General features: G+C 67.2%; 21 protein-coding genes and 1 other RNA gene. 11 read left to right on the forward strand and 11 right to left on the reverse strand.

Features of this window, described 5'->3' with window-relative positions; genetic code table 11:
• Positions 1-14: 14 nt before the first annotated feature.
• From CFB40_RS03245 to CFB40_RS03255, 3 genes are read left to right on the forward strand one after another with little or no spacing between them, the layout of a single operon-like run.
• On the forward strand, positions 15-755 hold the full coding sequence (locus CFB40_RS03245) for an amino acid ABC transporter permease (RefSeq protein ID WP_089424494.1): 741 nt from the start codon (positions 15-17) through the stop codon (positions 753-755).
• Complete coding sequence (gene gltK / locus CFB40_RS03250; RefSeq protein ID WP_089424495.1) at positions 755-1,432, forward strand: glutamate/aspartate ABC transporter permease GltK; 678 nt, start codon at positions 755-757, stop codon at positions 1,430-1,432. The genes CFB40_RS03245 and gltK overlap by 1 nt, the downstream gene beginning before the upstream one ends.
• Entirely contained in the window at positions 1,429-2,154 is a 726-nt protein-coding gene (locus CFB40_RS03255) for an amino acid ABC transporter ATP-binding protein (protein WP_046544940.1), read from the forward strand. Before gltK ends, CFB40_RS03255 begins: the two co-directional genes overlap by 4 nt.
• A gap of 100 nt (positions 2,155-2,254) precedes the next feature.
• On the opposite strand, the gene CFB40_RS03260 is transcribed toward CFB40_RS03255, so the two are convergent.
• Complete coding sequence (locus tag CFB40_RS03260) at positions 2,255-7,513, reverse strand: autotransporter outer membrane beta-barrel domain-containing protein (protein ID WP_089430604.1); 5,259 nt, start codon at positions 7,511-7,513, stop codon at positions 2,255-2,257.
• Positions 7,514-8,148: 635 nt separating this feature from the next.
• Positions 8,149-9,060 (reverse strand): class II glutamine amidotransferase, encoded by a 912-nt coding sequence (locus CFB40_RS03265; protein WP_089424497.1) that lies wholly within the window; start codon positions 9,058-9,060, stop codon positions 8,149-8,151.
• A gap of 205 nt (positions 9,061-9,265) precedes the next feature.
• Between CFB40_RS03265 and pyrC the strand changes: the two genes are divergently transcribed.
• A complete protein-coding gene (gene pyrC, locus CFB40_RS03270) occupies positions 9,266-10,330 on the forward strand; it encodes a dihydroorotase (RefSeq protein ID WP_011350953.1) in 1,065 nt (354 codons plus the stop codon).
• A gap of 68 nt (positions 10,331-10,398) precedes the next feature.
• An RNA gene (rnpB, locus tag CFB40_RS03275) (RNase P RNA component class A) lies at positions 10,399-10,810 on the forward strand.
• A 70-nt stretch (positions 10,811-10,880) separates the two neighbouring features.
• Here the strand turns inward: rnpB and CFB40_RS03280 are convergent.
• Positions 10,881-11,345: an OsmC family protein gene (locus CFB40_RS03280; RefSeq protein ID WP_172625585.1), complete on the reverse strand. Its 465-nt coding sequence runs from the start codon at positions 11,343-11,345 to the stop codon at positions 10,881-10,883.
• A 417-nt stretch (positions 11,346-11,762) separates the two neighbouring features.
• Positions 11,763-12,071, reverse strand: a complete 309-nt coding sequence (locus CFB40_RS03285; protein ID WP_089424498.1) for a DUF1090 family protein — start codon at positions 12,069-12,071, stop codon at positions 11,763-11,765.
• Positions 12,072-12,382: 311 nt separating this feature from the next.
• Here CFB40_RS03285 and rplM point away from each other — a divergent pair, with 311 nt between their 5' ends.
• From rplM to erpA, 3 genes are all read left to right on the forward strand, one after another.
• Positions 12,383-12,811 carry a 50S ribosomal protein L13 gene (gene rplM / locus CFB40_RS03290; RefSeq protein WP_009687896.1) on the forward strand — a complete coding sequence of 143 codons (429 nt, stop codon included), beginning with the start codon at positions 12,383-12,385 and terminating at the stop codon, positions 12,809-12,811.
• A gap of 11 nt (positions 12,812-12,822) precedes the next feature.
• Complete coding sequence (gene rpsI / locus CFB40_RS03295; protein ID WP_011883283.1) at positions 12,823-13,215, forward strand: 30S ribosomal protein S9; 393 nt, start codon at positions 12,823-12,825, stop codon at positions 13,213-13,215.
• Between the two features lie 218 nt (positions 13,216-13,433).
• The gene (gene erpA, locus CFB40_RS03300; protein ID WP_011350956.1) at positions 13,434-13,805 is read left to right on the forward strand and encodes an iron-sulfur cluster insertion protein ErpA; all 372 of its coding nucleotides are present in this window, start codon (positions 13,434-13,436) and stop codon (positions 13,803-13,805) included.
• 113 nt (positions 13,806-13,918) lie between these two features.
• Here the strand turns inward: erpA and CFB40_RS03305 are convergent, their stop codons facing one another.
• Positions 13,919-15,067 (reverse strand): anhydro-N-acetylmuramic acid kinase, encoded by a 1,149-nt coding sequence (locus tag CFB40_RS03305; RefSeq protein ID WP_089430605.1) that lies wholly within the window; start codon positions 15,065-15,067, stop codon positions 13,919-13,921.
• 142 nt (positions 15,068-15,209) lie between these two features.
• Between CFB40_RS03305 and tyrS the strand changes: the two genes are divergently transcribed.
• Genes tyrS through CFB40_RS03320 form a run of 3 tightly spaced genes read left to right on the forward strand, consistent with a single transcriptional unit; the run spans position 15,210 to position 17,592 of the window.
• The gene (gene tyrS / locus CFB40_RS03310) at positions 15,210-16,451 is read left to right on the forward strand and encodes a tyrosine--tRNA ligase (RefSeq protein ID WP_089424500.1); all 1,242 of its coding nucleotides are present in this window, start codon (positions 15,210-15,212) and stop codon (positions 16,449-16,451) included.
• Positions 16,448-16,906, forward strand: coding sequence for a D-aminoacyl-tRNA deacylase (dtd, locus tag CFB40_RS03315; protein WP_011350959.1), 459 nt, complete (start codon positions 16,448-16,450; stop codon positions 16,904-16,906). Before tyrS ends, dtd begins: the two co-directional genes overlap by 4 nt.
• 23 nt (positions 16,907-16,929) lie before the next feature.
• Positions 16,930-17,592, forward strand: coding sequence for a histidine phosphatase family protein (locus tag CFB40_RS03320; RefSeq protein ID WP_089424501.1), 663 nt, complete (start codon positions 16,930-16,932; stop codon positions 17,590-17,592).
• 59 nt (positions 17,593-17,651) lie between these two features.
• Here CFB40_RS03320 and CFB40_RS03325 read toward each other — a convergent pair whose 3' ends face one another.
• From CFB40_RS03325 to purH, 6 genes are all read right to left on the reverse strand, one after another.
• A complete protein-coding gene (locus CFB40_RS03325; protein ID WP_373452669.1) occupies positions 17,652-18,788 on the reverse strand; it encodes a ParB/Srx family N-terminal domain-containing protein in 1,137 nt (378 codons plus the stop codon).
• Between the two features lie 143 nt (positions 18,789-18,931).
• A complete protein-coding gene (locus CFB40_RS03330) occupies positions 18,932-19,885 on the reverse strand; it encodes an oxygenase MpaB family protein (protein WP_089430606.1) in 954 nt (317 codons plus the stop codon).
• Positions 19,886-19,909: 24 nt separating this feature from the next.
• Positions 19,910-20,980: a Holliday junction branch migration DNA helicase RuvB gene (ruvB, locus tag CFB40_RS03335; protein ID WP_089430607.1), complete on the reverse strand. Its 1,071-nt coding sequence runs from the start codon at positions 20,978-20,980 to the stop codon at positions 19,910-19,912.
• A gap of 119 nt (positions 20,981-21,099) precedes the next feature.
• The gene (ruvA, locus tag CFB40_RS03340; RefSeq protein ID WP_014898064.1) at positions 21,100-21,681 is read right to left on the reverse strand and encodes a Holliday junction branch migration protein RuvA; all 582 of its coding nucleotides are present in this window, start codon (positions 21,679-21,681) and stop codon (positions 21,100-21,102) included.
• A 192-nt stretch (positions 21,682-21,873) separates the two neighbouring features.
• Entirely contained in the window at positions 21,874-22,416 is a 543-nt protein-coding gene (gene ruvC, locus CFB40_RS03345) for a crossover junction endodeoxyribonuclease RuvC (RefSeq protein ID WP_089424505.1), read from the reverse strand.
• Between the two features lie 151 nt (positions 22,417-22,567).
• On the reverse strand, positions 22,568-24,133 hold the full coding sequence (gene purH, locus CFB40_RS03350; RefSeq protein ID WP_089430608.1) for a bifunctional phosphoribosylaminoimidazolecarboxamide formyltransferase/IMP cyclohydrolase: 1,566 nt from the start codon (positions 24,131-24,133) through the stop codon (positions 22,568-22,570).
• Positions 24,134-24,163: the final 30 nt, after the last annotated feature.

The raw sequence follows: 24,163 nt of genomic DNA on the forward strand, positions 1-24,163 counted from the left end.
CTGGAGTCTTGCCCATGTCTTACCACTGGAACTGGGGCATCTTCCTGAGCCCCGTATCGACCGGCGAGCCGACGACTTATTTCGGATGGCTGATGTCCGGCTTCTGGGTGACCATCGAAGTGTCGCTCGTCGCCTGGGTCATCGCGCTGATCGTCGGTTCGCTGTTCGGCGTGCTGCGCACCGTGCCGAACAAATGGCTGTCCGCGATCGGCACCCTGTACGTGTCGATCTTCCGGAACATTCCGCTGATCGTGCAGTTCTTCATCTGGTATCTCGTGATACCGGAGCTGCTGCCCGCGTCGATCGGCACCTGGATCAAGCAGTTGCCGCCCGCCACGCAGTTCTTTACCGCGTCGATCATCTGTCTCGGCCTGTTCACGGGCGCGCGCGTGTGCGAACAGGTGCGCTCGGGGATCAACGCGCTGCCGAAGGGCCAGCGCGCCGCCGGTCTCGCGATGGGCTTCACGCAATGGCAGACGTACCGCTACGTGCTGCTGCCCGTTGCGTACCGGATCATCGTGCCGCCGCTCACGTCGGAATTCCTGAACATCTTCAAGAACTCCGCCGTCGCGTCGACGATCGGCCTGCTCGACCTGTCCGCGCAGGCGCGCCAGCTCGTCGACTACACCGCGCAGACGTATGAATCGTTCATCGCGGTGACGCTCGCCTACGTGATCATCAACCTCGTCGTGATGGCGTTCATGCGCTGGATCGAAGGCCGTACGCGGCTGCCCGGCTATATCGGAGGCAAGTGATGCATCAGTTCGACTGGAGTAGTATTCCCGGCGCGCTGCCGACGCTGTGGACGGGGGCGGTCGTCACGTTCCAGATCACGCTGATCGCGATCGTGGTCGGGATCGTCTGGGGCACGCTGCTCGCGCTGCTGCGGCTGTCCGGCGTGACGCCGCTCGCATGGTTCGCGAAAGCGTACGTGACGGTGTTCCGTTCGATCCCGCTCGTGATGGTGCTGCTGTGGTTCTTCCTGATCGTGCCGCAGCTGCTGCAGGGCGTGCTCGGGTTGTCGCCGACGATCGACATCCGTCTCGCCTCGGCGATGGTCGCGTTCTCGCTGTTCGAAGCCGCGTATTATTCCGAGATCATCCGCGCCGGCATCCAGGCGGTGCCGCGCGGGCAGGTGAATGCCGCGTTCGCGCTCGGCATGAACTACGCGCAGGCGATGCGCCTCGTGATCCTGCCGCAGGCGTTCCGCGCGATGGTGCCGCTGCTGCTCACGCAGGCGATCGTCCTGTTCCAGGATACGTCGCTCGTGTACGTGATCAGTCTCGCGGACTTCTTCCGCACGGCGGCCAACATCGGCGATCGCGACGGCACGACCGTCGAGATGGTCCTGTTCGCCGGCGCATGCTATTTCGTGATTTGCTCGTTGGCGTCTGCACTCGTCAAGGGTCTCCAGAAAAAGGTCACAAGATGATTTCCATCAAGAACGTTTCGAAGTGGTACGGCCAGTTTCAGGTTCTCACCGACTGCACGACCGAGGTCAAGAAAGGCGAAGTGGTCGTCGTGTGCGGCCCGTCGGGCTCGGGTAAATCCACGCTGATCAAGACCGTGAACGGCCTCGAGCCGTTCCAGCAGGGCGAGATCCTCGTGAACGGCCAGTCGGTCGGCGACAAGAAGACGAACCTGTCGAAGCTGCGCTCGAAGGTCGGGATGGTGTTCCAGCATTTCGAGCTGTTCCCGCACCTGTCGATTACCGAGAACCTGACGCTCGCGCAGATCAAGGTGCTCGGCCGCGGCAAGGACGAGGCGAACGAGAAGGGCATGAAGCTGCTCGACCGCGTCGGCCTGAAGGCGCATGCGCACAAGTTCCCGGGCCAGCTGTCGGGCGGCCAGCAGCAGCGTGTCGCGATCGCGCGCGCGCTGTCGATGGATCCGATCGCGATGCTGTTCGACGAGCCGACGTCCGCGCTCGACCCCGAGATGATCAACGAAGTGCTCGACGTGATGGTCGAACTCGCGCAGGAAGGGATGACGATGATGGTCGTCACGCACGAGATGGGCTTCGCGAAGAAGGTCGCGCACCGCGTGATCTTCATGGACAAGGGCGCGATCGTCGAGGACGACCGCAAGGACGATTTCTTCTCGAATCCGAAATCGGAACGCGCGAAGGACTTCCTCGCGAAGATCCTGCACTGAGCGTTCGCGCGCGTCGGCGCTGCCGATGCGCCGATACGAAAACCGCCCGGCCGAGCGCCGGGCGGTTTTTTTTCGTCCGCCGTTACGCGAGTGCGCGCCGTTACCAGCTGTAGCGGTAGCCGACCTGCCCGACGATGCCGCGCCGGTAGTCGCCGCCGATGTTGCGCGCGATCTTCGCGTTCGCGTACAGCTCGCCCGACTTGCCGAAGCCCGCGGTCACGCCGACGCCGAGTTCGTACCACGTGCGGCCGAGATGCGTCGCGAACGGCGTGCCGCCGACGACGGTCTGGCCCGGCGATACGAAGTCGTGCAGCACGTCGGCCGTGAAGTACGGCGTGGCGGCGCCGCCGCCCGAATCCGACTGGAGGTTCGGCCGGAAGATGCGCACGCCGACGCGGCCGCGCAGCGCGTTCGTCGTCGTACCCGATACCGCCGAGACGTTGTCGTTGAACCCGTTCAGCTTCAAGTACTGGTACATGAGCTGCGCCTGCGGCTCGACCGCGACCGGCAGCGCGCCGATCGCGAACGGCTTGCCGACTTCCTGCGACAGTGCGATGCCGAAGCCGTTCTGCGACGCCTCGTTGCCATAGCTGTCGCGATAGCGGTTGCCGTAGTGCGTGACCTGACCGACGCTGTCGAAGTACGTGCCGTCGGACAGGTACTTCGTCCAGTAGCCGCCGATGCTCTGTGCGTGCATCTCGACCGAGCCCGTCGACGTCGACAGGTTGGCCGTATCGGCGCGCGCCATGTCGCTGAAGCTCGCGTTCGACACGCCGATGCTGGCCGTCACGCCCGCATGCGTGCTGCCGCCGCCGTTCGGTGCCTGGTCGAGCGTCCAGTCCTTGCCGAATTGCGCGAAGAACGTGCGCTCGTCTGCCGAGAAGCGCCCCGCGTTTGCGTCGAGGCTCTGGCCGCCGATGCGCCCCCACACGCCGTCGCGATTGCCCGGCTGCTGCTTTTCGAGGTTGTAGACGTCGCCGACGCGCTCGTGCAGCTTGCCGAGTGTGGAGAAGCCGTAGTCGGCGTTGAGCAGCGGCGTGAGGGCATAGCCCGAGACCCCGGGGCGATACGCGAGCGTGCCGCCGTTGCCATTCCCGTTGTTGCCGCGGTCACCGCCGCCGGACGGGTGGATCGGGTCGCCGGGGTCCGACGGATCGAGTTGCGACCGCAGGTACCAGCCGTTCGCGTCACCTTGTCCGCCGCGATAGAGCCGGTATTCGTATGCGCCTGCCTGCACGGGGCCCGCGAGCTGGAATGCCGACGCGGTGGTCGTACCGCCGTTGGCCGTGACGACCACCGGAATCCCGTCGCCCCTCGTCTGCGCGCCGGTGCCGGCCGTGTTGGCGATCTTCAGGCCCGTCGTGCCGCTCGCGGTGCCGCCGTTCACGATCACCCGATCGGTCGGCGAGGCATCGGCGCCGAGGAACGTGTTGAGCGCGATCGTGCCGCCGTTGCCGACGTAGCTGCCGGTCGTCAGCGTCTTGTAGCTGCCCGCGAGCGTCGGCGAACCGGTCGGTGCGGCGAATGCGACGAGGCCCGCGTTGTTCAGGCTGCTCAGGATCGAGCTGCCCGTCATGCGCCACGTGCTGGTGTTGTCGACGGACAGTGCGACCGGGTCGATCTTGCCGGTCAGCGTCGTGCCGTTCGCGAGGAACACGTTGCCGGTGCTCGACGCGTCGGAGACGATGTCGCCGGCCAGGTTCACGGCCGATGCGGTGAAGGTGGCGCGGCTGCCGTTCGACAGGTCGAGCAGCGTGCCGTTGCCAGCCGTCACGACCGTGCCGTTGCGCACGGCGATGTCGGCCGTGCCGCCGCGCACGGCGAAAGCCGGCCCGGTGACGGACGTGACGCTGCCGCCGTCGACGAGCACGGAGTTCGTTGCGCCGTTTGCGAGCGTATCGGACGTCAGCACGCCGGCCGTCGCACCCTTGAGCGCCGTGCCGGTCAGCGCGAGCACGCCGCCGCTGTCGGCGGTGGCGCCGTTGCCGGCGGCGCTGGCGATCGTCGAGCCCGTATCGCCGATGCGGCCGCCGTTTTGCGCGACGAGGCCGTCGGACGTCGCGCCCGACGTGGTGATCTTCGCGCCCGACAGCAGCGCGGTCGCGCCGCCGGTCGTCACGATCGCGGCCGAACCCGCGCCGGTCGTCGCGACGGTCGTGCCGTTGGCCGCCAGCGTCGAATCCGCCCCCGACACGAAGAAGCCGCGTGCGTTGTCGCCGCTGGTGCGGACGACGGTCGCCGCATCGGCCGCGATGCGCGCGCCGGCTCCCGTCGACGACAGGCCGTCGGCGCCACGGCCGGTCGTGCCGATCTGCGTGCCGGCCAGCGCGATCGTCGCGTTCGTCCCCTGGTTGTCGATCCCCTTGCCCGAGCCGCCGACCGCGATCGATGTCGCGCCGGCTGCCAGCCCGCCGCCCGTCACGGTCGAGTCGATCAGCACGCCGTCGGCGCTGCCGTTCGCGATCACGGTGCCGGCGCCCGACAGCTCGACCGATGCGCCGGCGCCCGTCAGGTGGACGCCCGCGATGCCGTCGTCGGCTTCGATCGAACCGGCGTTGTCGAGCGTTGCCGACGCCCCCTGGACGAGCGCGCCGGTGCCGTCGGATACGCGGATCGTCGACGCGTTGTTCACCGTGCCGAGCGTGCCGATCACGACGCCGGTCGAGCCGGCGCCCGTCAGCAGCACCGTGTCGCGGTTCTCGAGCGTGCCGAGGTTCTGCGCGACGAAGCCGGTGACACCGGCCGTCGATGACGTGACCGCGGCGTGGTTGGTGAGCGTCGTGGCGACCGGTGCGCCGGCATTGGCGCCGGCGAGGTCGTGCGCCTGGCCGTCGACGACGCCGGCGATCGCACCGGCCGCGTTCAGGTTGATCGTCGCGCCCGCGTCGATCGTGCCTTGTGCGCCGCCTTCGACCGCGATCGCGATGCCGTTCGCGCCGTTGACGTTGTAGGTCGCGTTGCCGGTCGACAGCACGGTGCCGGCGTCGGTCGCGAGCACGCCGTGCGCGCGCTGGCCGTTGACGTCGGTCGTCAGCGCGCCGGCCGTCGACGTGCCCGTGTAGGCCGCGCCGCCCGCGACGCGGAACAGCGTCGAATCGTCGGTGTCGACGCTCAGGTGCTGCGCGGCGACGTTGATCTTCGAGCCCGCGCCATACGCGTAGAAGCCGATCTGGTTGGCGCCCGACATGAAGGCCGGCACGGCATTGGCGCCGACGTTGATCGTCGCGCCCGAGCGTGCATGCACGCCGATCGCGCCGGTGCCCGTCAGGTTGAGCGCGCCGTCGAGCGTGGCCGTGGCGCGCGGCCCTTCGGCCCACACGCCGTAGTTACGCGTGCTCGAGGCCGGATCGAGGCCGCCGGCGACGTTGATCGTGCCGCTCGACAGCGCGGACGTTGCCTGCGCACCGGTGCCGACGACCATGATGCCGATGCCGTTGACGCCATTCAGCGTGATGGTGCCGGTGTTGGTCACGGTCGCGGCCGTGTTGGCCGCGAGCATGCCGACGTTGGCGAGCGGCGTGCCGGACGCCGCGCCGTTGACGACGATCGCGCCCGCGTTGGTCAGCGTGCCGGACGCCGAGCCGATGCTCGCCAGCGCGGCGCCGTTCTGCGTCTGCGAGCCGATCACGATCGTGCCGAGGTTGCTCGCGGTGCCGGAATTGCCGAGCAGGATGCCGTATGTGTGCGCGGCGAGTGCGACGTCGCTTGCCGTTCCGCCGGGCGCGTACTGCGCCGAGCGGCCGAGGGTGATCGTGCCGCCCGCTTCGTTCGTGAAGCTGCCGCCGGCGACGAGGCCGCCGATCACCTGGCTGTCGAGCGTCGTCGCATTGACGCCGACATTGATCGTGCCGGCGTTCGACGCGGTCGCGCCGCCTGTCACGGCGACCGCGTAGTTCTGCAGGTCCGGCTGGTTGCCGTCGAGCGTCCACGCGCCGACGTTCATCACGCCGTGGTTGACGAACGACGTGCCCGCGCCATTCGCAAACACGCCGTTGCCTTCGGTGTACGCGTGGTAGCCGAAGTTGTTCGGCGGCGCGCTGCCGCTCGTGTCGAAGTCGTCGCCGGACGCGTACCCGGACGAGATCACGCCGTTGTTGACGCCGCTTGCGCCGCTCAGCAGGCGCACCAGCGTGAAGTCGCCCGACAGGCGCCCGTCGTTGATGAAGTGCGCGCCGTTTTCCGCGAGGACGGCCGAGCTCGAGTCGATCGTGTTGACGCCGCGGAAGTCGATCTGGCCGTCCTTGCCGATCTGCAGTGTCGCGTTCGCGCCCGTGCCGTGCATCGCCGACAGGAAACCGATCGGCAGCGTGTTCTTGTCGCCCGGGGACACGTTGTTCTGATACTGGAAGGATTGCTGCGAGAACGTGACGGCCTGGCCGAGCGCGCTGTCGTAGGCGGCCTGCGAGCCGAGCGCGCCGCTTTGCACCGAGCGCACGAGAAAGTCGTTGTACGCGGCGAGCGATGCGGCGTCGGTGACCTTCCACGTGCTGCCGTCGAATGCGGTGAAGGTGCCCGCGTAGGCCGGCACGTCGAGCTGGCGGCTGCCGACGGCGCCGCCGTCCGCAAGATAGTCGCCGGTGGTGAACCGGACCTGGTTGCGCGAGTTCCAGGTGACGGTGCTTTTCGCGGCGCCCGTGCCGTCCGCGAAGGTCAGGTCGGTCTGCTTCGCCGCCATCTCGATCGCGTTGCCGGCCGCATCGGGCGCGTTCGCCGCATTGCCGATCGACACGTTGAGCGTGCCGCCGGTGGCGGCGACCGTGCCGATGCGCGTGTTCACGTACTGATCGCCGTTCACGTCGTGGTAGACGGGTACCGGGGGCGTGCCGGCCGTCGACGCGGAGAACGCGGACGAATCGTAGGTCGCGACCGACGTGCGGGTGCCGGTGATCGAGTCGGGTGTGCTGACGCTGTGCGTCTTGCCGCCGAGCGACAGCAGCGGCTGGTTCGGGTTGCCCGACACGATGGTCGTGCTGCCGATCGGCGTGAGCGTGTAGCCCGGGTCGCCGCCGGCGCCGGCCCACGCGCCCGACACGCCGATGGTGTCGCCGCCCGAGACGGTGGCGGAGCCTGCCAGGTTGTCGTTGACGGTCGGGCTGAAACTGCCGGGTGCGCAGGTGCCGCCGTTCGCGACGGCCGTGCCGCCGCAGGTCGAGGCATGCGCGGCGCCGGCCGACAGCGCGGCCAGCGCAACGCCGGCTACCGCGATGCGAAGCGAGGTCCGGCATGTTGCCGCGTGTGCGGCGCGGCGGCTCGCGCAGGAAGCGCTGCGCGAACGCTTGCCGCGCGCCCGTGTCGTTTCCGCAACCGCGACCCAGCAGCCGGTGGTCTCGCTCCATATCGATCGAAATGAATGATTCACGACAAGCCCCTCTCTCTTCTTTTGATGTGGTTTTCACCGCGGCGCAGTGAAATCGCAATCCGCGGTGGAGAATGGCGTGAATGGGTGTGCGGCGGCCGTGGCCGTTTCTCCGCGAATCGCAATTCGTTACACCGAGGATGGGCGGAGTCTATTGATCGGGCGCGTGATCGATTGTCGGGAAGCTAACAAATGCGGCAATCTTGTCGATTGCATCCGCTATTTTTGTATTGTGTGATGAATCGAACTGAAGGCCTTGTTGTACAAGGCTTTGGTGGATTTGAGCGATGCGAATCGGCGATTGCCGGCTCGGTGAGGTGGCGCACGGTGTGCGCCGGATTGGTGCGTTAAAATGCGGTTGCCGGATTATCTGAAGTCCGGTGCCGTATTTTATTTTTTTATATCTGAATTGATTTTATTGAAAATAAATTAAATCTGAATGAAGTGTTGCGCGGCGTCGCTTCGAAATGCCGGATTGTGATCCGGATGAAACGCAGTCGGCGCTGGCGTGGGCGATCTGTTCCGACGGTGAGCAACATCAACTGAATCGTGGGCGCGTGAAGCCGCCGCCGCGATCGGGCACGGCGGGCCGTCGACGTGCCGAGGTGAAAGGAGGAGGGCGCTTGCGCGCCGGACGCTCAGAAGTCGATCGCGTCGTCGGAATCGACTTCGGCGGCGGTGGCGAGCACCTCGCGCGTATCGCGCGGCGCCGATGCCGACGCGTCGAGCGCCGGATTGCGCAGCTTCTCGAGCACGCGTTCCGGCACCGGGATCCGCATCCGCGCGGCGACGTCGCCGCACTGGAACATGATCAGCTCGCCCGGCTCGAACGCGGTCCAGACTTCGTTGTCGGTGAGCGGCTGCGTCGCGATCACCGCGACGCGATCCTCGGGCGTCGTGTATTTCGCGAAGTCGATCGACAGGTCTTCGTCGACGAGGTGCGCGGTCGAGAACGGCCAGCGCCGCACGAGGTAGTGCAGCCGCGTCGAGCAATGCGCGAACAGCGCCTGGCCGTTCGACATCAGGAAGTTGAACACGCCGTGATCGGTGATGCCGCGCGTCAGCTCGCCGACGCGCTCGAACAGTTCGGGCAACGGCGGCTGCGCGCCGGGGAACGCTTCACGCAGCCCCTGCATCAGCACGCAGAACGCCTGTTCGCTGTCGGTCGTGCCGACCGGATGGTAGACGCTGCCGTCCATGTCCGGGGCGTAGTCCTGCAGGTCGCCGTTGTGCGCGAAGATCCAGTGCCGGCCCCACAGCTCGCGCATGAACGGATGGCTGTTCTCCAGCAGGATGTGGCCTTGCGTCGCCTTGCGGATGTGCGCGATCGTGTTCTTGGACTTGATCGGGTAGCGCTTCACCATTTCGGCGATCGGCGACGTGGCCGAGGCCTGGTGATCGATGAACAGGCGGCAGGCCTTATCTTCGAAGAACGCGATGCCCCAGCCGTCGGCATGGTGATCGGTGAGCCCGCCCCGGGCCGCGAAACCTGTGAAGGAGAATGTGACGTCCGTCGGCGCGGCGCAGTTCATTCCTAAGAGTTGGCACATTTTACTTGGGGCAGCAGGCTGAGGCGGGGGGTAACGAACCGGGCGAACCCCGGTACAATGCGGCTTCTAGCATATCACCGAGCCCTGAGCGGTAAAAAGCGGATTCCGCCGGCCGAAGGCCCCGTGTTGCGGTTTGCCGTCAGTCGGCCCGCGCACGCGCGTTCCGGCCCCGCCGATGGCCAGCCCGTTCCTCACGACGCCTCCTATGACTGCCTCGAACGCTTCCTCCCCGGCGACGCTCTCGCTCGCCCGTCCCGACGACTGGCACCTTCACCTGCGCGACGGCGACATGCTGGCCGCCGTGCTGCCGCACACCGCGCGCCAGTTCGGCCGCGCGATCGTCATGCCGAACCTGAAGCCGCCGGTGACGACCACCGCGCAGGCGCAGGCCTATCGCGAGCGCATCCTGGCCGCGCTGCCGGCCGGAATGACGTTCGAACCGCTGATGACGCTGTACCTGACCGACAACACGCCGCCCGACGAGATCCGCCGCGCGCGCGAAAGCGGCTTCGTGCACGGCGTGAAGCTGTATCCGGCGGGCGCGACGACGAATTCCGACCATGGCGTCACCGATCTCGCGAAATGCGCGAAGACGCTCGAGGCGATGCAGGAAACCGGCATGCCGCTGCTCGTGCACGGCGAGGTGACCGATGCGTCGATCGACCTGTTCGACCGCGAGAAGGTCTTCATCGACCGCGTGATGACGCCGCTGCGCCGCGATTTCCCGGGCCTGAAGGTCGTGTTCGAGCACATCACGACGAAGGACGCGGCCGACTACGTGCGCGACGCCGACGCGGCGCCCGGCCTGCTCGGCGCGACGATCACCGCGCATCACCTGCTGTACAACCGCAACGCGTTGTTCGTCGGCGGGATTCGCCCGCATTACTACTGCCTGCCGGTGCTGAAGCGCGAGACGCATCGCGTCGCGCTGGTCGAGGCCGCGACGTCGGGCAACCCGCGCTTCTTCCTGGGCACCGACAGCGCACCGCACGCGCGCGACGCGAAGGAAACCGCGTGCGGCTGCGCGGGCTGCTACACGGCGCTGCACGCGCTCGAACTGTATGCGGAAGCGTTCGACACTGCCGGCGCGCTCGACAAGCTGGAAGGCTTCGCGAGCTTCTTCGGCGCCGATTTCTACGGGCTGCCGCGCAGCGCCGAGACCGTCACGCTGCGTCGCGAGGCATGGGAACTGCCGCGCGAGATCTTCGCGGGCGATACACCCGTCGTGCCGCTGCGCGGCGGCGAGACGATCGGCTGGAAGCTGGCGTAAGCCACCGCGCCGTCGCACGAACCCGGCCCCATGCGGCCTGCGGCGCGCAGTGCTAGAATGCGCGTCGCAAAGCAGGCCAGGCAGTCGCGGCCTCGCCGCCTTCGGGCGCGCGGGGGCGAGGAAAGTCCGGACTCCACAGGGCAGGGTGATGGCTAACGGCCATCCGTGGCGACACGCGGAACAGGGCAACAGAAAGCAAACCGCCGATGGCCCGGCGCAAGCCGGGATCAGGTAAGGGTGAAACGGTGCGGTAAGAGCGCACCGCGGCGACGGCGACGTTCGCCGGCACGGTAACCTCCACCCGGAGCAATTCCAAGTAGGCAGGCGCGCATTTTCGGATGCAGGACGGGGCCCCCGTCTCGTCTGCGGGTAGGAAGCTTGAGCGCGTCAGCAATGGCGCGCCTAGAGGAATGGCTGCCACGCGTTGCGTGCTTTGGCGCGCAGTGTGCACAGAATCCGGCTTATCGGCCTGCTTTGCGGTTCGAATGCGAAAGGGCCGGCGTCTCCCCGCGGAGCGCCGGCCCTTTTTTCATGCGCGCTCGCCGTGCGTTCAGCCGGCGACGATGTCGAACGAATGCGTGAGTTCGGCCGTCTTCGCGATCATGATCGACGCGGAGCAATACTTGTCGTGCGACAGGTTGATCGCGCGTTCGACCGTGGACGGGTTCAGGTTGCGCCCGGTGACGGTGAAGTGGAAGTGCACCTTCGTGAACACCTTCGGATCTTCGCTCGCGCGCTCGGCCTTCAGCGTGACCGAGCAGCCGCTGACTTCCTGGCGGCTCTTCTTCAGGATCAGCACGACGTCATAGGCCGTGCAGCCGCCGGTGCCGAGCAGCACCATTTCCATCGGGCGCGGCGCGAGGTTGTGGCCGCCGCCTTCGGGCGCGCCATCCATCGTGACGAGGTGGCCGCTGCCGGTCTCGGCGGAAAACGCCATGCCGTCCTGGCCCATCCAGCTTACTTTGCATTCCATGCTTGCACTCCAGCGTTGCCTGATTCGGATTCGATCCGGCATTGTAGCCCGCTGCGCAACGGACGGCTGATGCGCTGCACGACGCGCAATGCCGGCGCCGCACGAGCGACGCGCCGGACGGCCATTTCCCCCTCGGATTTAGGGGCTTTGCTCTAGAAGCGGGGCGTTTTCGAGCCTGCCCGACGGGATCAGGTGATTGATTTCAAAGGGAAAATTATTTTTTCAAACGAGATGCGAAATATTCCGCATTATGGTGTTTGATTTCGCAATGCAAATTTTCTTGTGAAGTCGGCGACGCATTCGTATAATGAGCCTCATTGGTTGTCGCGCTGCGGCAACCTCCGAATGTCTCCTCCACCCTCCTCCTATGGTGGATTAAGCCCGAACCAGCCGTTCGGGCTTTTTTTCGTCCCATGCAAACATCGGCGCGCGGCTTGCGCGCCTCGCATCCCGGCATCGTTATGCCGGTTGCTTTGCGTCCGACTGTGACGTCGCGCCGCCGGGCGCCGTGCCGGGCGTGCGTGTGTCAGGTGCAGGAACGTGGACGGCCGACGCATGACCATGGCCGCGCGCGCAGAAGTGCCGGACGCGCTCGCGCACCGCGCGCAGGCGGGCGACGCGATCCTCGGCATGGGCGGCGCGGGCTTCGGTAATGCGGGTATCGAGTGCGTCGAGCTTGGCTTCGCAGTCGGTGCGGGCGGCGACGGCAGGCGCCGCGGCGGCCAGCAGCGCGGCCGCAAGGAAGGGCGTAAGTCGTTGATTCATCATGCTTGTTTGTTGTTTTCCAGATTCGGCCGGTCTGGCGCGGGATGGTCATGTGCCGCGCGTCGATGGGTGCCTCCCCGGGCGCTCGGTTCGCCTGGCTTGTCGGGGCACGAACGGATTTTGGCCCATTTCGGCCGCCGTGGACACGGGAAGTGGATTCCCTTTGACCGCGTTGCCGTATTTCCTTTATAATTCAGGGCTTTTCCGCATTCATGCCCACGGAAAAAGAACAGGGAGAGCCTGCACCGCGCCTCGAAGCGCACACAGACAAGCAGGAAGAACACACCGGGCTAAGCAATTTTTTTGGATCGATCATGAAGACGTTTTCCGCAAAAGCCCATGAGGTGACGCGCGAATGGTACGTGATTGACGCGACGGATAAGGTTCTCGGCCGTGTTGCCAGCGAAGTGGCACGCCGTCTGCGCGGCAAGCACAAGCCTGAGTTCACCCCGCACGTCGACACTGGTGATTTCATCATCATCATCAACGCAAGCAAGTTGAAGGTCACGGGCAACAAGACTCTGGACAAGAAGTACTACCGTCACTCGGGCTACCCGGGCGGTATCTATGAAACGACGTTCGGCAAGATGCAAGAACGCTTCCCGGGCCGCGCGCTCGAGAAAGCGGTCAAGGGCATGCTGCCGAAGGGCCCGCTCGGCTACGCGATGATCAAGAAGCTGAAGGTCTACGCTGAAGCTACGCATCCGCATTCGGCGCAACAGCCGAAGGCGCTCGAGATCTAAGGGGAGCCCACATGATCGGTAACTGGAACTACGGTACGGGCCGCCGCAAGAGCGCAGTCGCACGTGTCTTCATCAAGGCTGGCAAGGGCGACATCATCGTCAACGGCAAGCCCATCGCTGACTACTTCTCGCGCGAAACGTCGCTGATGATCGTGCGTCAACCGCTGGAACTCACGAACCACGGCCAGACGTTCGACATCAAGGTCAACGTCAACGGCGGCGGCGAAACGGGTCAGGCAGGTGCAGTGCGCCACGGCATCACCCGTGCACTGATCGACTACGATGCGACGCTGAAGCCGTCGCTGTCGAACGCAGGCTTCGTCACGCGCGATGCACGTGAAGTCGAGCGTAAGAAGGTTGGTCTGCGCAAGGCACGTCGCGCAAAGCAGTTCTCGAAGCGTTAATTCCGCTTCATGGCCTCGCCGCTCCCGGGCGGCGTCCGCCGGAAAAACCGCCAGCGTTCGCGCTGGCGGTTTTTTTATGTCCGCTTCCAGGCGCGTGCTGCCGCGGCCCGCGCGGGCGAGTTTGACGAAATCGACAAGAACCTATTGATTTCATGGACTTCAGCACGATCTTCTGATCGGCCCTACAATAGCGGCTAAAGCTTTTTGGAGAGTTCGCAATGAACGCTGTTACCGAATCCGCAGCAACGACGGCCGAAATGCCGGTTCCGTTCGTCTTCACCGACGCCGCAGCCGACAAGGTCAAGCAACTGATCGACGAAGAGGGCAATCCCGACCTGAAGCTGCGCGTGTTCGTGCAGGGCGGCGGCTGCTCCGGCTTCCAGTATGGCTTCACGTTCGACGAGGAAGTCAACGAGGACGACACCGTGATGAACAAGAACGGCGTCCAGCTCCTGATCGACTCGATGAGCTACCAGTACCTGGTCGGCGCTGAGATCGACTACAAGGACGACCTCAACGGCGCCCAGTTCGTGATCAAGAACCCGAACGCGAGCACCACCTGCGGGTGCGGCTCGTCGTTCTCGGTCTGAGCACACGGCAGATCCGATCCGGTTCGCCGGAATGAAAAACGGGGCTTCATGCCCCGTTTTTTTATGCCCGTTCGCTTTGGCGATGCGGCGCCCGCCGTGCGGCAGGCGCCGCGTCAGCGCGGATAGAGCGCGCCCAGCACGCGATTGCCGGCTGCGCCCGTGACCGTCGCGAGATTGCCGGGCTGGCGCGCGGTGAAGCGGTACGCGAGCCACGCGAAGGCGAGCGCCTCGACCTGCTGCGGCGGCACGCCGAGCGCGGCCGTCGTATCGACCGTGGCCGGCACGCCGGCCTCGCGCAGTGCGTTCCGGAGCGCGTCGAGCAGCACCGGATTGCGTGCGCCGCCGCCGCAGACGAACACGGCCTTGCAGCCCGCTGCGTGCTGCGCGATCTCGCGTGCGACCGACACGGCCGTGAGCGCGGTAAGGGTCGCCTGCACGTCCTCCGGCGTGACCTGCGCGAACGCGGTGAGCTTCGCATCGAGCCATGCGGGATTGAACAGGTCGCGCCCGGTGCTTTTCGGCGGCGGTGCGGCGAAATACGGCTCGTCGAGCAGCGCGTCGAGCAGCGGCGCGTGGACGGTGCCGCGCGCGGCGAACTTGCCGCCGTCGTCGTACGGCTTGCCGAGATGGCGGGTCGCCCATTCGTCGAGCAGCGCGTTCGCGGGGCCGCAGTCGAAGCCGCGCACGTCGCCGCCTTCGCCGGGCAGGATCGTGATGTTGCTGATCCCGCCGAGATTGCAGACGACGCGCGTTTCGCCCGGCGCGCCGAACACCGTCGCATGGAAGGCCGGCGCGAGCGGCGCGCCATGGCCGCCCGCGGCGACGTCGCGGCTGCGGAAATCGGCGATCACGTCGAGCTGGGTCAGCTCGGCGAGCAGCGCCGGGTTGTTGATCTGCCGCGTATAGCCGCGCTCGGGGCGATGGCGCACGGTCTGGCCGTGCACGCCGATCGCGCGGATTTCGTCGCGCGACAGCCCGGCGGTGCGCTGCAATTCGTGGCAGCACACCGCATAGCGCGCGACCAGCGCGTTCGCCGCGAGCGATTCGCGGTCGATTTCATCGTCGCCGGGCTGCTGCAGCGCGAACAGCGCGTCGCGCAGCGATTGCGCGAAGCCGACGAACGCTTCCGCGAGCACGACCGGTGCCTTGCCGGCCTCGAAACGCACGGCGACGCCATCGACGCCGTCCATGCTGGTTCCCGACATCAGCCCGAAGTAGATGCCGTCGGCCGGATGGGCATGTTGCGGCTGTCGTTGCGGCACGTTGGGTTCTCCTGGATCGTGCGACGCGGGCCGGTGCCACGCGCCTTGCGCCCGATTATCCGCGCAACGTGACGCGCCGTTAAGCGATGGGCGCGCAAGTTATGGGAAAATCCCTGTTTTTGCGACATTCTTCCTGGCACCGATGAGCACCGAACCCAGTTCCAAGCCTGTTTTCCCGATCACCGACGAAGTCCGGCATGCGCTCGCCGTCACGAAGCGCGGCGTCGACGAGCTGCTGGTCGAGGAAGAGTTCGCGCAGAAGCTCGCGCGCAGCGCGGCGACGGGCACGCCGCTTCGCATCAAGCTCGGCCTCGACCCGACCGCGCCTGACATCCACATCGGCCACACGGTCGTGCTGAACAAGATGCGTCAGCTGCAGGACCTCGGCCACACGGTCATCTTCCTGATCGGCGATTTCACGTCGCTGATCGGCGACCCGTCGGGCCGCAACGCGACGCGCCCGCCGCTCACGCGCGAACAGATCGAATCGAACGCGAAGACCTACTTCGAGCAGGCCGCGCTCGTGCTCGACCGCGACAAGACCGAAATCCGCTACAACAGCGAATGGTCGATGCCGCTCGGCGCGGACGGGATGATCAAGCTCGCGTCGCGCTACACGGTCGCGCGGATCCTCGAGCGCGAGGATTTCACGAAGCGCTTCCAGGGCGGCGTGCCGATCTCGATCCACGAATTCCTGTACCCGCTGATGCAGGGCTACGACTCGGTCGCGCTGAACGCCGACCTCGAGCTCGGCGGCACCGACCAGAAATTCAACCTGCTGGTCGGCCGCGAACTGCAGAAGCAGTATGGCCAGGAACAGCAGTGCATTCTCACGATGCCGCTGCTCGAAGGCCTCGACGGCGTCGAGAAGATGTCGAAGTCGAAGGGCAACTACGTCGGCATCAGCGAGCAGCCGAACGACATGTTCGGCAAGCTGATGAGCATCTCGGACACGCTGATGTGGCGTTACTTCGAGCTGCTGTCGTTCCGTCCGATGGACGAGATCGACGGCTTCAAGCGCGAGATCGAAGGCGGCCGCAACCCGCGCGACTTCAAGGTGCTGCTCGCGCAGGAAATCGTCGCGCGCTTCCACTCGCAGGCCGACGCCGAGCGTGCGCTCGAGGACTTCAACCACCGCGCGAAGGGCGGCGTGCCGGACGACATTCCGTCGGTCACGCTCGCGGGCGCGCCGCTCGCGATCGGCCAGCTGCTGAAGCAGGCCGGCCTCGTGCCGTCGACGAGCGAGGCACTGCGCAACATCGAGCAGGGCGGCGTGAAGATCGATGGCGCGACCGTGTCGGACAAGGGCCTGAAGGTCGACGCCGGCGAGTTCGTCGTGCAGGTCGGCAAGCGCCGCTTCGCACGCGTCACGCTGACCGCATGATCGCGCTGATCCAGCGCGTGAAGCGCGCCGACGTGCGCGTCGGCGATCGCACGACGGGCGAGATCGGCGCGGGCCTGCTCGCGCTGGTCTGCGCGGAGCGCGGCGACACCGACGCAGCGGCCGACAAGCTGCTCGCGAAGATGCTCGGCTACCGCGTGTTCAGCGACGCCGCCGGCAAGATGAACCTGCCGGTGTCGAATATCGACGGCGAGGGCCGCGCAGGTGGCCTGCTGCTCGTGTCGCAGTTCACGCTGGCGGCCGATACCAACAGCGGGCTGCGTCCGAGCTTCACGCCGGCCGCGCCGCCCGACGAAGGCGCGCGGCTGTTCGACTATTTCGTGGCGGCCGCGCGGGCGCGCCATCCGGTCGTCGAGACGGGCGAGTTCGGCGCCGACATGCAGGTGTCGCTCGTCAACGACGGCCCTGTGACCTTCTGGCTGCAAGTGCGGCCCTGATTCTTCCCCGGAGACGCGCCGCGATGGCCACCACGCAGATTCTTTTCATCCGCCATGGCGAGACGGCCTGGAATCGCATCAAGCGCATCCAGGGTCATATCGACATCCCGCTGGCCGAAACGGGCCTCGAGCAGGCACAAAAGCTGGCCGCACGGCTCGCGCGCGACGCGCGTGACGGTGCACGGCTCGACGCGATCTATTCGAGCGACCTGATGCGTGCGCAGCAGACCGCGCAGCCGTTCGCCGACGCGCTCGGGCTTGCGCCGCGGCTGCGGGAAGGGCTGCGCGAACGCTCGTACGGCCAGTTTCAGGGGCACGACAGCGCCGAGATCGAGACGCTGTTCCCCGACGCGTACGCGGCCTGGCAGACGCGCGACCCCGGCTTCGCGCCGGAGGGCGGCGAGTCGCAGCGCGAGTTCTACCACCGCGTGCTGCATGCGCTCGAACCGATCGTCGCCGAGCATCCGGGAGGCCGGATCGCGTGCGTCGCGCATGGCGGCGTGCTCGACTGCGTCTATCGTTTCGCGAACGGCATCGAGCTGTCGGCGCCGCGCAATTATCAGCTGCTCAACACGAGCATCAACGTCGTCGATTACGTCGACGGCCGCGCGCAGGTCGTGCAGTGGGCCGACGTGTCGCACCTGGACGCCGCGAGCGACGACGACGGGTACCGCAAGGTGCTCTGAGCCTGCAGGCCCGTCCGGCATCGCCGGCCGGGACTTCCTTCCTGCGTGGTGCCGGCTGCTTACTGCGGCAGCGCGTGGCGCGTCTTGTAGTCGAGCGCGTACGCGATCTTGCCGGGCTTGTCCGCCGTGATCGGCTGGCGCAGCTTGTCGAATTCCCCCTTGTTGTATTTCTTGCCGCCGTTGATCGTGTCCGCGCGCCCGAGGTCGGCGCCCGTCTTGCCGTCGATCACCGGGTCCGTGGCCGCGACCATGCGCGTCGACGCATTCCAGACCGCGTTCAGGTAGCCGGTGTCGGCCTTTGCCGGATCCGGGTCAGTTGTGCCGGCGCGCGTCAGGTCATAGCCGGCGAGCGAGAACGTGCCCGGTTGCGCGCGCAGCCAGTCGGCCCAGTAGAACTCGAGATAGTCGGTGGCTTGTGCGGGCTTGCTGTAGCCGATGTCGCGCGTGAAATAGACGAGCGAGCGGTAGCGGTCATTCGTCATCCCGAGTTTCAGGCCGAGCCCGGTCGGCAGTTGCGCGGTCGTGATCGCCTTGCCGTCGCCATTCTTGAGGCGCAGATAGCCGCGGCTCTGCATCTGCTGCCAGAACGCGTCGCCCGAGTAGTCGCTGAGGTTGTCCTTGACGACGACGTGCACATGCAGCGCCGGGCCGCCGTCGGGCGTCTCGAAGTAGGTCGACAGGCCGTGGTGGCCGTCGGTCAGGTACAGCGCATCGCCGTTCGGGCCGATCACGACCGGGTTCAGCACCGAGCGGTCGCGGGCGTTCGCGTCGGTCGTCGTGCACGTGTAGCTCGCGGGCTCGCGCAGCGTCGACCTGGCTGTGTAGCCGCTCGACGCGACGCCGCCGAGGCCCTCGTCCGCGCAGAAGTCGTCGAATTTCTTGTCGGGCTGCAGTTCGTAGCGGCCGAGCTTGTAATAGATCTGGTCGTAGCCGATCGCGCCTTGCGTCGGATGGAGGTCGCCGAGCGTCACGTCGATCAGGTCGCCCGCGCGCGCGGTCTTCCACTTGCCCGGTTGCGGCGTGACGGTGGCGGGCGGCGTAGGGGCAGGCGTGGTCGGGGTGCCGCCGGACGGCGTTTGCGCGTCCGAACGCGCGACGGCAGTGACATCGTCGCCCCCGCAGGCGGTGAGGGCGAAGACGGTGGACAGGCTGGCGGCAAGGGCGAAACGGATCGGCAGGCGTGGCATCGCGGGCATCGGGTGTCGGTCGGGTGGGCGGGACACCGCGCGGGTCACGGACAGGCGGGACGTGCGGCACGTGCGACCGTGCGCGGGTGCAAGCCCGTCAGCTTGTCACAGGTATTTGACAGTGAATTGAAATGATAAGAAGAAGCGAATCGTCAGGCAGGCGGGGTGCCGTCGGGCGGCGTCGCTGTGGCGCGGCGGCGCGCACGTTTTGACGCGCCGTTCACGAGCGCCCAGCGCAGCACGGGTGCGACGACCCGGATGCCCGGCCGGACCACCGCGCGGCGCAGCGGCGCGAACGCCGACACGCCGAGCATGCGCTGCGCCCACGGCGGCAGCAGGTCGATGCCCGCATGCATCACCAGCGACGCGGCCGGCCGCAGCGCGGGCTTCGCGACCGGCACGTTCAGCAGGATGGACATCACGTCGAACGTGCGCGGCCCGGCCTCGAGCTCGGGCTGCATGCGCGCGAGATAGGCGGCCACCTCGGCACGCGAACGGGGCACCTCGTGTGCGCCGAGCAGCTCGGCGACCAATGCCGTTTCAGCGTAGTAGCGGTCCTGCAACTCGCCCGGCAGCGCGGGATTCACATAGCGCAGGTGCGCGGCGAGGAAACTCGACACTTCCGCGACATGCACCCAGGTCAGCAACGCCGGATCGTCGGCGCGGTACGGGCGGCCGTCCGGCGCGGTGCCCGAGATGTGCGCGTGGATCGATTTCACGCGCTCGATCAGCGCGAGGGCGTCCGCGCGACTGCCGAACGTCGTACCGGTGATGAACGTGGCGGTGCGTCGCAAGCGGCCGAGGATGTCGGTGCGGAACGACGAGTGATCCCAGACGCCCGCGAGCGCGAGCGGGTGGAGCGCCTGCAGCAGCAGCGCCGCGATGCCGCCCGTCATCATCGACGTGAAGTCGGCATGCACACGCCAGCAGACGGCCTCGGGACCGAACAGCCCCGGGTCTCCCGGCGGTGAAGAGAGGTCGAGTGACGGGCCGCCGCCACCCACGGTCAGGTGCGTGACGCCGGCCACGAGCCGCTTGCGGATCGGCTCGGCCCAGCGCGGGCCCGGTGCGGGTGCGGCGGGGCGGGAGCTGGGTGGCGTCGTCATGGCGGGTGCGGCTCGGGCGACGGGTTACTTCCCGTCGGGGGTATCCCACTCGCCGCGTTCGGTGCGGCCGGTGTCGGGCACGGAAAGCCCGAAGTGGCGATACGTGAGCAGCGTCGCGACGCGCCCGCGCGGCGTGCGCTGCAGGAAGCCCTGCTGGATCAGGTACGGCTCGAGTACGTCCTCGATCGTGTCGCGCTCTTCGCCGATCGCCGCCGCGAGGTTGTCGATGCCGACCGGGCCGCCGTCGAACTTGTACAGAATCGCCTCGAGCAGCTTGCGGTCCATCAGGTCGAAGCCGACCGGATCGACGTCGAGCATCGCGAGCGCGGCATCGGCGACGGCCGCGGTGATCTGGCCGTCGGCCTTCACTTCCGCGAAGTCGCGCACGCGGCGCAGCAGCCGGTTCGCGATCCGCGGCGTGCCGCGCGAACGCTTCGCGATTTCGAGCGCGCCATTCGGATCGATCTGCGCGTTCAGCAGCGACGCCGAGCGCCGCACGATGCGCGACAGTTGATCGGCATCGTAGAACTCGAGGCGTGCGACGATCCCGAAACGATCGCGCAGCGGGTTGGTCAGCATCCCGGCGCGGGTGGTGGCGCCGACCAGCGTGAACGGCTGCAGGTCGAGCTTCACGCTGCGCGCGGCCGGGCCTTCGCCGATCATGATGTCGATCTGGTAATCCTCGAGTGCCGGATACAGGATTTCCTCGACGACCGGCGACAGCCGGTGGATCTCGTCGATGAACAGCACGTCGTTCGCTTCGAGGTTCGTCAGCAGCGCGGCGAGATCGCCCGCGCGCTCGAGCACGGGGCCCGACGTCTGGCGCAGGTTCACGCCCATCTCCCGCGCGATGATGTGTGCGAGCGTCGTCTTGCCGAGGCCCGGCGGCCCGAACAGCAGCACGTGGTCGAGCGGCTCGGAGCGGCGCTTGGCGGCTTCGATGAAGATCTCGAGCTGGCCGCGCACCTTTTCCTGGCCGACGTAGTCGTCGAGCTGGCGCGGCCGCAGCGCACGTTCGAACACCTCCTCGTGCGACGAGGCGGGCGTGGCGGCGATGATCCGCTGCTCGGTGGCGAGTTTGTCGGTTTCAATCATGCGGCCATTGTACCGCGCGCCGCAGTCCCGCCCACCTGGCCGAACGGCCGACTGGCGAGCGTTGCGCGGCTGCGCGACACTGGCTTCAACGCACCGCTCGGCAGCGCGTCACGCGGGCGTTAGACCTTCGACAGCGCCTTCAACGCGAGCTTGATGCCTTCGGATACGCCGGTGCCGGCCGGCACGTTCTTGATCGCGGCGAGGCCTTCCTTTTCGGAATAGCCGAGCGCGAGCAGCGCGTTGAGGATGTCGGTCGCGTGGTCGGACGGCGAGGCGGCGCCGGCGAGCGCGCCGAGATCGGCGCCGAGCTTGCCCTTCAGTTCGAGCAGCAGGCGTTCGGCCGTCTTCTTGCCGATGCCGGGCAGGCGCGTGAGGCGCGCGGCGTCCTGCATCGTCACGGCCTGCGCGAGTTCCTGCACGCTCATGCCGGACAGCACGGCGAGCGCCATGCGCGCGCCGATGCCGGTGATCTTCAGCAGCTCGCGGAAGGTCGTGCGCTCCTGCGGCGTCAGGAAGCCGTACAGCAGGTGCGCGTCCTCGCGGACGATCTGCTGCGTGAGCAGCACGACGCGCTCGCCGGTTTGCGGCAGGTTGTAGAAGGTGCTCATCGGCACGTCGATCTCGTAGCCGACGCCGTTGCAGTCGACGAGCAGGTGGGGCGGGTTCTTTTCGAGCAGGATGCCGGCGATGCGACCGATCATGGATGGCTTGATGCGAGGAAGAAAGCGCGAGTGTAGCGCACGTGCGGCGCGATGCCGATGGGCGCGGCCGTCAGGCCGAAGCGGCGCATGTCGCGGGCGTGCCGCGTGCGGGTAAAACGGTCAAGGTGGCCGGCGCAGCCAAAGGGGGCAACGCAGTCGAGCCGACGTGCCGGGCCGCGATGCGCGCCGCCGTCAGCCGACCAGCCGACCGCGCCGCACGCGCAGCCCTTTCTTCGCGAGCGCCGGCGCGAGGCCGCCGAGCGTGTTGAGCGTATCGCCGCCGTGCGCGTGGCAGATCGCCATGCCGAGCGCGTCGGCCGCGTCGGAACCCGGTTGGCCGGAGAGGTTGAGCAGCCGCGTGACCATTTCCTGCATCTGCGTCTTGGTCGCGCGGCCGTAGCCGACCACGGCCTGCTTGAGCTGCAGCGCCGTGTATTCGGCGACGGGCAGGCCGCCCGCGACGAGGCCGCAGATCGCGGCGCCGCGCGCCTGGCCGAGCAGCAGCGTCGACTGCGGGTTCACGTTGACGAACACCTTTTCGATCGCGGCCTGGTCGGGGGCGTGCTCGCGCACGATGGTCGAGACGCCCTGGAAGATCGTGCCGAGCCGGGTGGCCAGGTCGGCCGTCGGCGTGCGGATTACGCCGCTCGTGACATACGCGAGCCGGTGGCCGCTGACGTCGATGACGCCGAAGCCGGTGACGCGCAGGCCGGGGTCGATGCCGAGAATTCGCATGAGTGAGGAGAATGGCGTGATGCAGCGATACTACAACGATTGGTGCGGCAAGCCGGTCGCCCGGTCGTGCGCGAAGGCGCCGTGCAATAAAAAACCCGGCGGGTGCGATGCCGCCGGGTCGTCGTGCGGCGGCCGCGCGGGCCGCATGCGATCAGTGACGGAAGTGGCGCACGCCCGTCAGGACCATCGCGATGCCGTGCTCGTCGGCCGCCGCGATCACTTCGTCGTCGCGCATCGAGCCGCCCGGCTGGATCACGCAGGTCGCGCCGGCTGCCACGACGACGTCGAGGCCGTCGCGGAACGGGAAGAACGCATCCGATGCGACTGCCGAACCGGCCAGCGTCAGGCCGGCGTTCTGCGCCTTGATGCTCGCGATGCGCGCGGAATCGACGCGGCTCATCTGGCCTGCGCCGACGCCGAGCGTCATGCCGTTGCCGCAGAACACGATCGCGTTCGACTTCACGTACTTCGCGACGCGCCATGCGAACAGCAGGTCGTCCATTTCCTTCGCGGTGGGCTGGCGCTTCGTGACGACGCGCAGCTCGCTCGGTTGCACGTTGCGCGAATCGAGCGACTGCACGAGCAGGCCGCCGCCCACGCGCTTCAGGTCGAATGCGTTATGGCCTTCGCCGAGTGCGATCTCGAGCAGGCGCACGTTCTGCTTAGCGGCGAACACCTGCTTCGCGGCGTCGGAGAACGACGGTGCGATCAGCACTTCGACGAACTGCTTCGCGACGGCCTGGGCAGCCGCTTCGTCGACTTCGCGGTTGAACGCGATGATGCCGCCGAATGCCGACGTCGGGTCGGTCTGGAATGCCTTCGCGTATGCGTCGGCCGAATCGTTGCCGACTGCGACGCCGCACGGGTTCGCGTGCTTGATGATCACGCAGGCCGGCGCGTCGAACGTCTTCACGCATTCCCACGCCGCGTCGGAGTCGGCGATGTTGTTGTACGACAGTTCCTTGCCCTGCAGCTGGCGGTAGTTCGCCAGCGCGCCGGCCGGCGTCGCGAGGTCGCGGTAGAACGCGGCACTCTGGTGCGGGTTCTCGCCGTAGCGCAGGTCCTGCACCTTGTCGAACGCCAGGTTCAGCGTGGCCGGGTACGCGTTGCGCGACGCGTGCTTCAGCTCGTCGGTCAGGCTCGTCAGGTAGTTCGTGATCGCGCCGTCGTATTGCGCGGTGTGCGCGAACACCTTCGTCGCAAGGCGGAAGTTGGTCGCGTAGCCGACCGCGTTGCCGTTCGCCTTCATTTCATCGAGCACGACCGCGTAGTCGGCCGGATCGACGACGACCGTCACGTCGCGGTGGTTCTTCGCGGCCGAGCGCAGCATCGTCGGGCCGCCGATGTCGATGTTCTCGATCGCGTCGGCGAGCGTGCAGTCGTCCTTCGCGATCGTCGCGACGAACGGGTACAGGTTCACGACGAGCAGGTCGATCGTCGGGATGCCGTGCTGTTCCAGCGCCTGCATGTGCTCGGGCAGGTCGCGGCGGGCGAGGATGCCGCCGTGCACCTTCGGGTGGAGCGTCTTTACGCGCCCATCGAGCATTTCCGGGAAGCCCGTGTAATCAGCCACTTCGGTCACGGGCAGGCCGGCGTCGGCGAGGAGTTTCGCGGTGCCGCCCGTCGACAGCAGCTTGACGCCGAGGTCGGACAGCGACTTCGCGAAGTCGACGATGCCGGTCTTGTCGGAAACGGAAATGAGCGCTTGCTTGATCATGATGGAACCACCAATAGCCAGGGAAACGGG

It is taken from the genome of Burkholderia sp. AU31652 (assembly GCF_002223155.1).
Classification (GTDB): domain Bacteria; phylum Pseudomonadota; class Gammaproteobacteria; order Burkholderiales; family Burkholderiaceae; genus Burkholderia.

What these genes read in the sequence shown, in the direction of transcription:
- CFB40_RS03330 (WP_089430606.1), bottom strand. Translation starts at nt 19,885, where the DNA reads ATGACGACGCCACCCAGCTCCCGCCCCGCCGCACCCGCACCGGGCCCG.
- gltK (WP_089424495.1), top strand. Translation starts at nt 755, where the DNA reads ATGCATCAGTTCGACTGGAGTAGTATTCCCGGCGCGCTGCCGACGCTG.
- rplM (WP_009687896.1), top strand. Translation starts at nt 12,383, where the DNA reads ATGAAGACGTTTTCCGCAAAAGCCCATGAGGTGACGCGCGAATGGTAC.
- CFB40_RS03325 (WP_373452669.1), bottom strand. Translation starts at nt 18,788, where the DNA reads ATGCCCGCGATGCCACGCCTGCCGATCCGTTTCGCCCTTGCCGCCAGC.
- CFB40_RS03255 (WP_046544940.1), top strand. Translation starts at nt 1,429, where the DNA reads ATGATTTCCATCAAGAACGTTTCGAAGTGGTACGGCCAGTTTCAGGTT.
- ruvC (WP_089424505.1), bottom strand. Translation starts at nt 22,416, where the DNA reads ATGCGAATTCTCGGCATCGACCCCGGCCTGCGCGTCACCGGCTTCGGC.
- CFB40_RS03265 (WP_089424497.1), bottom strand. Translation starts at nt 9,060, where the DNA reads ATGTGCCAACTCTTAGGAATGAACTGCGCCGCGCCGACGGACGTCACA.
- CFB40_RS03285 (WP_089424498.1), bottom strand. Translation starts at nt 12,071, where the DNA reads ATGATGAATCAACGACTTACGCCCTTCCTTGCGGCCGCGCTGCTGGCC.
- ruvB (WP_089430607.1), bottom strand. Translation starts at nt 20,980, where the DNA reads ATGATTGAAACCGACAAACTCGCCACCGAGCAGCGGATCATCGCCGCC.
- erpA (WP_011350956.1), top strand. Translation starts at nt 13,434, where the DNA reads ATGAACGCTGTTACCGAATCCGCAGCAACGACGGCCGAAATGCCGGTT.
- CFB40_RS03320 (WP_089424501.1), top strand. Translation starts at nt 16,930, where the DNA reads ATGGCCACCACGCAGATTCTTTTCATCCGCCATGGCGAGACGGCCTGG.
- pyrC (WP_011350953.1), top strand. Translation starts at nt 9,266, where the DNA reads ATGACTGCCTCGAACGCTTCCTCCCCGGCGACGCTCTCGCTCGCCCGT.
- CFB40_RS03245 (WP_089424494.1), top strand. Translation starts at nt 15, where the DNA reads ATGTCTTACCACTGGAACTGGGGCATCTTCCTGAGCCCCGTATCGACC.
- purH (WP_089430608.1), bottom strand. Translation starts at nt 24,133, where the DNA reads ATGATCAAGCAAGCGCTCATTTCCGTTTCCGACAAGACCGGCATCGTC.
- dtd (WP_011350959.1), top strand. Translation starts at nt 16,448, where the DNA reads ATGATCGCGCTGATCCAGCGCGTGAAGCGCGCCGACGTGCGCGTCGGC.
- tyrS (WP_089424500.1), top strand. Translation starts at nt 15,210, where the DNA reads ATGAGCACCGAACCCAGTTCCAAGCCTGTTTTCCCGATCACCGACGAA.
- CFB40_RS03280 (WP_172625585.1), bottom strand. Translation starts at nt 11,345, where the DNA reads ATGCCGGATCGAATCCGAATCAGGCAACGCTGGAGTGCAAGCATGGAA.
- ruvA (WP_014898064.1), bottom strand. Translation starts at nt 21,681, where the DNA reads ATGATCGGTCGCATCGCCGGCATCCTGCTCGAAAAGAACCCGCCCCAC.
- rpsI (WP_011883283.1), top strand. Translation starts at nt 12,823, where the DNA reads ATGATCGGTAACTGGAACTACGGTACGGGCCGCCGCAAGAGCGCAGTC.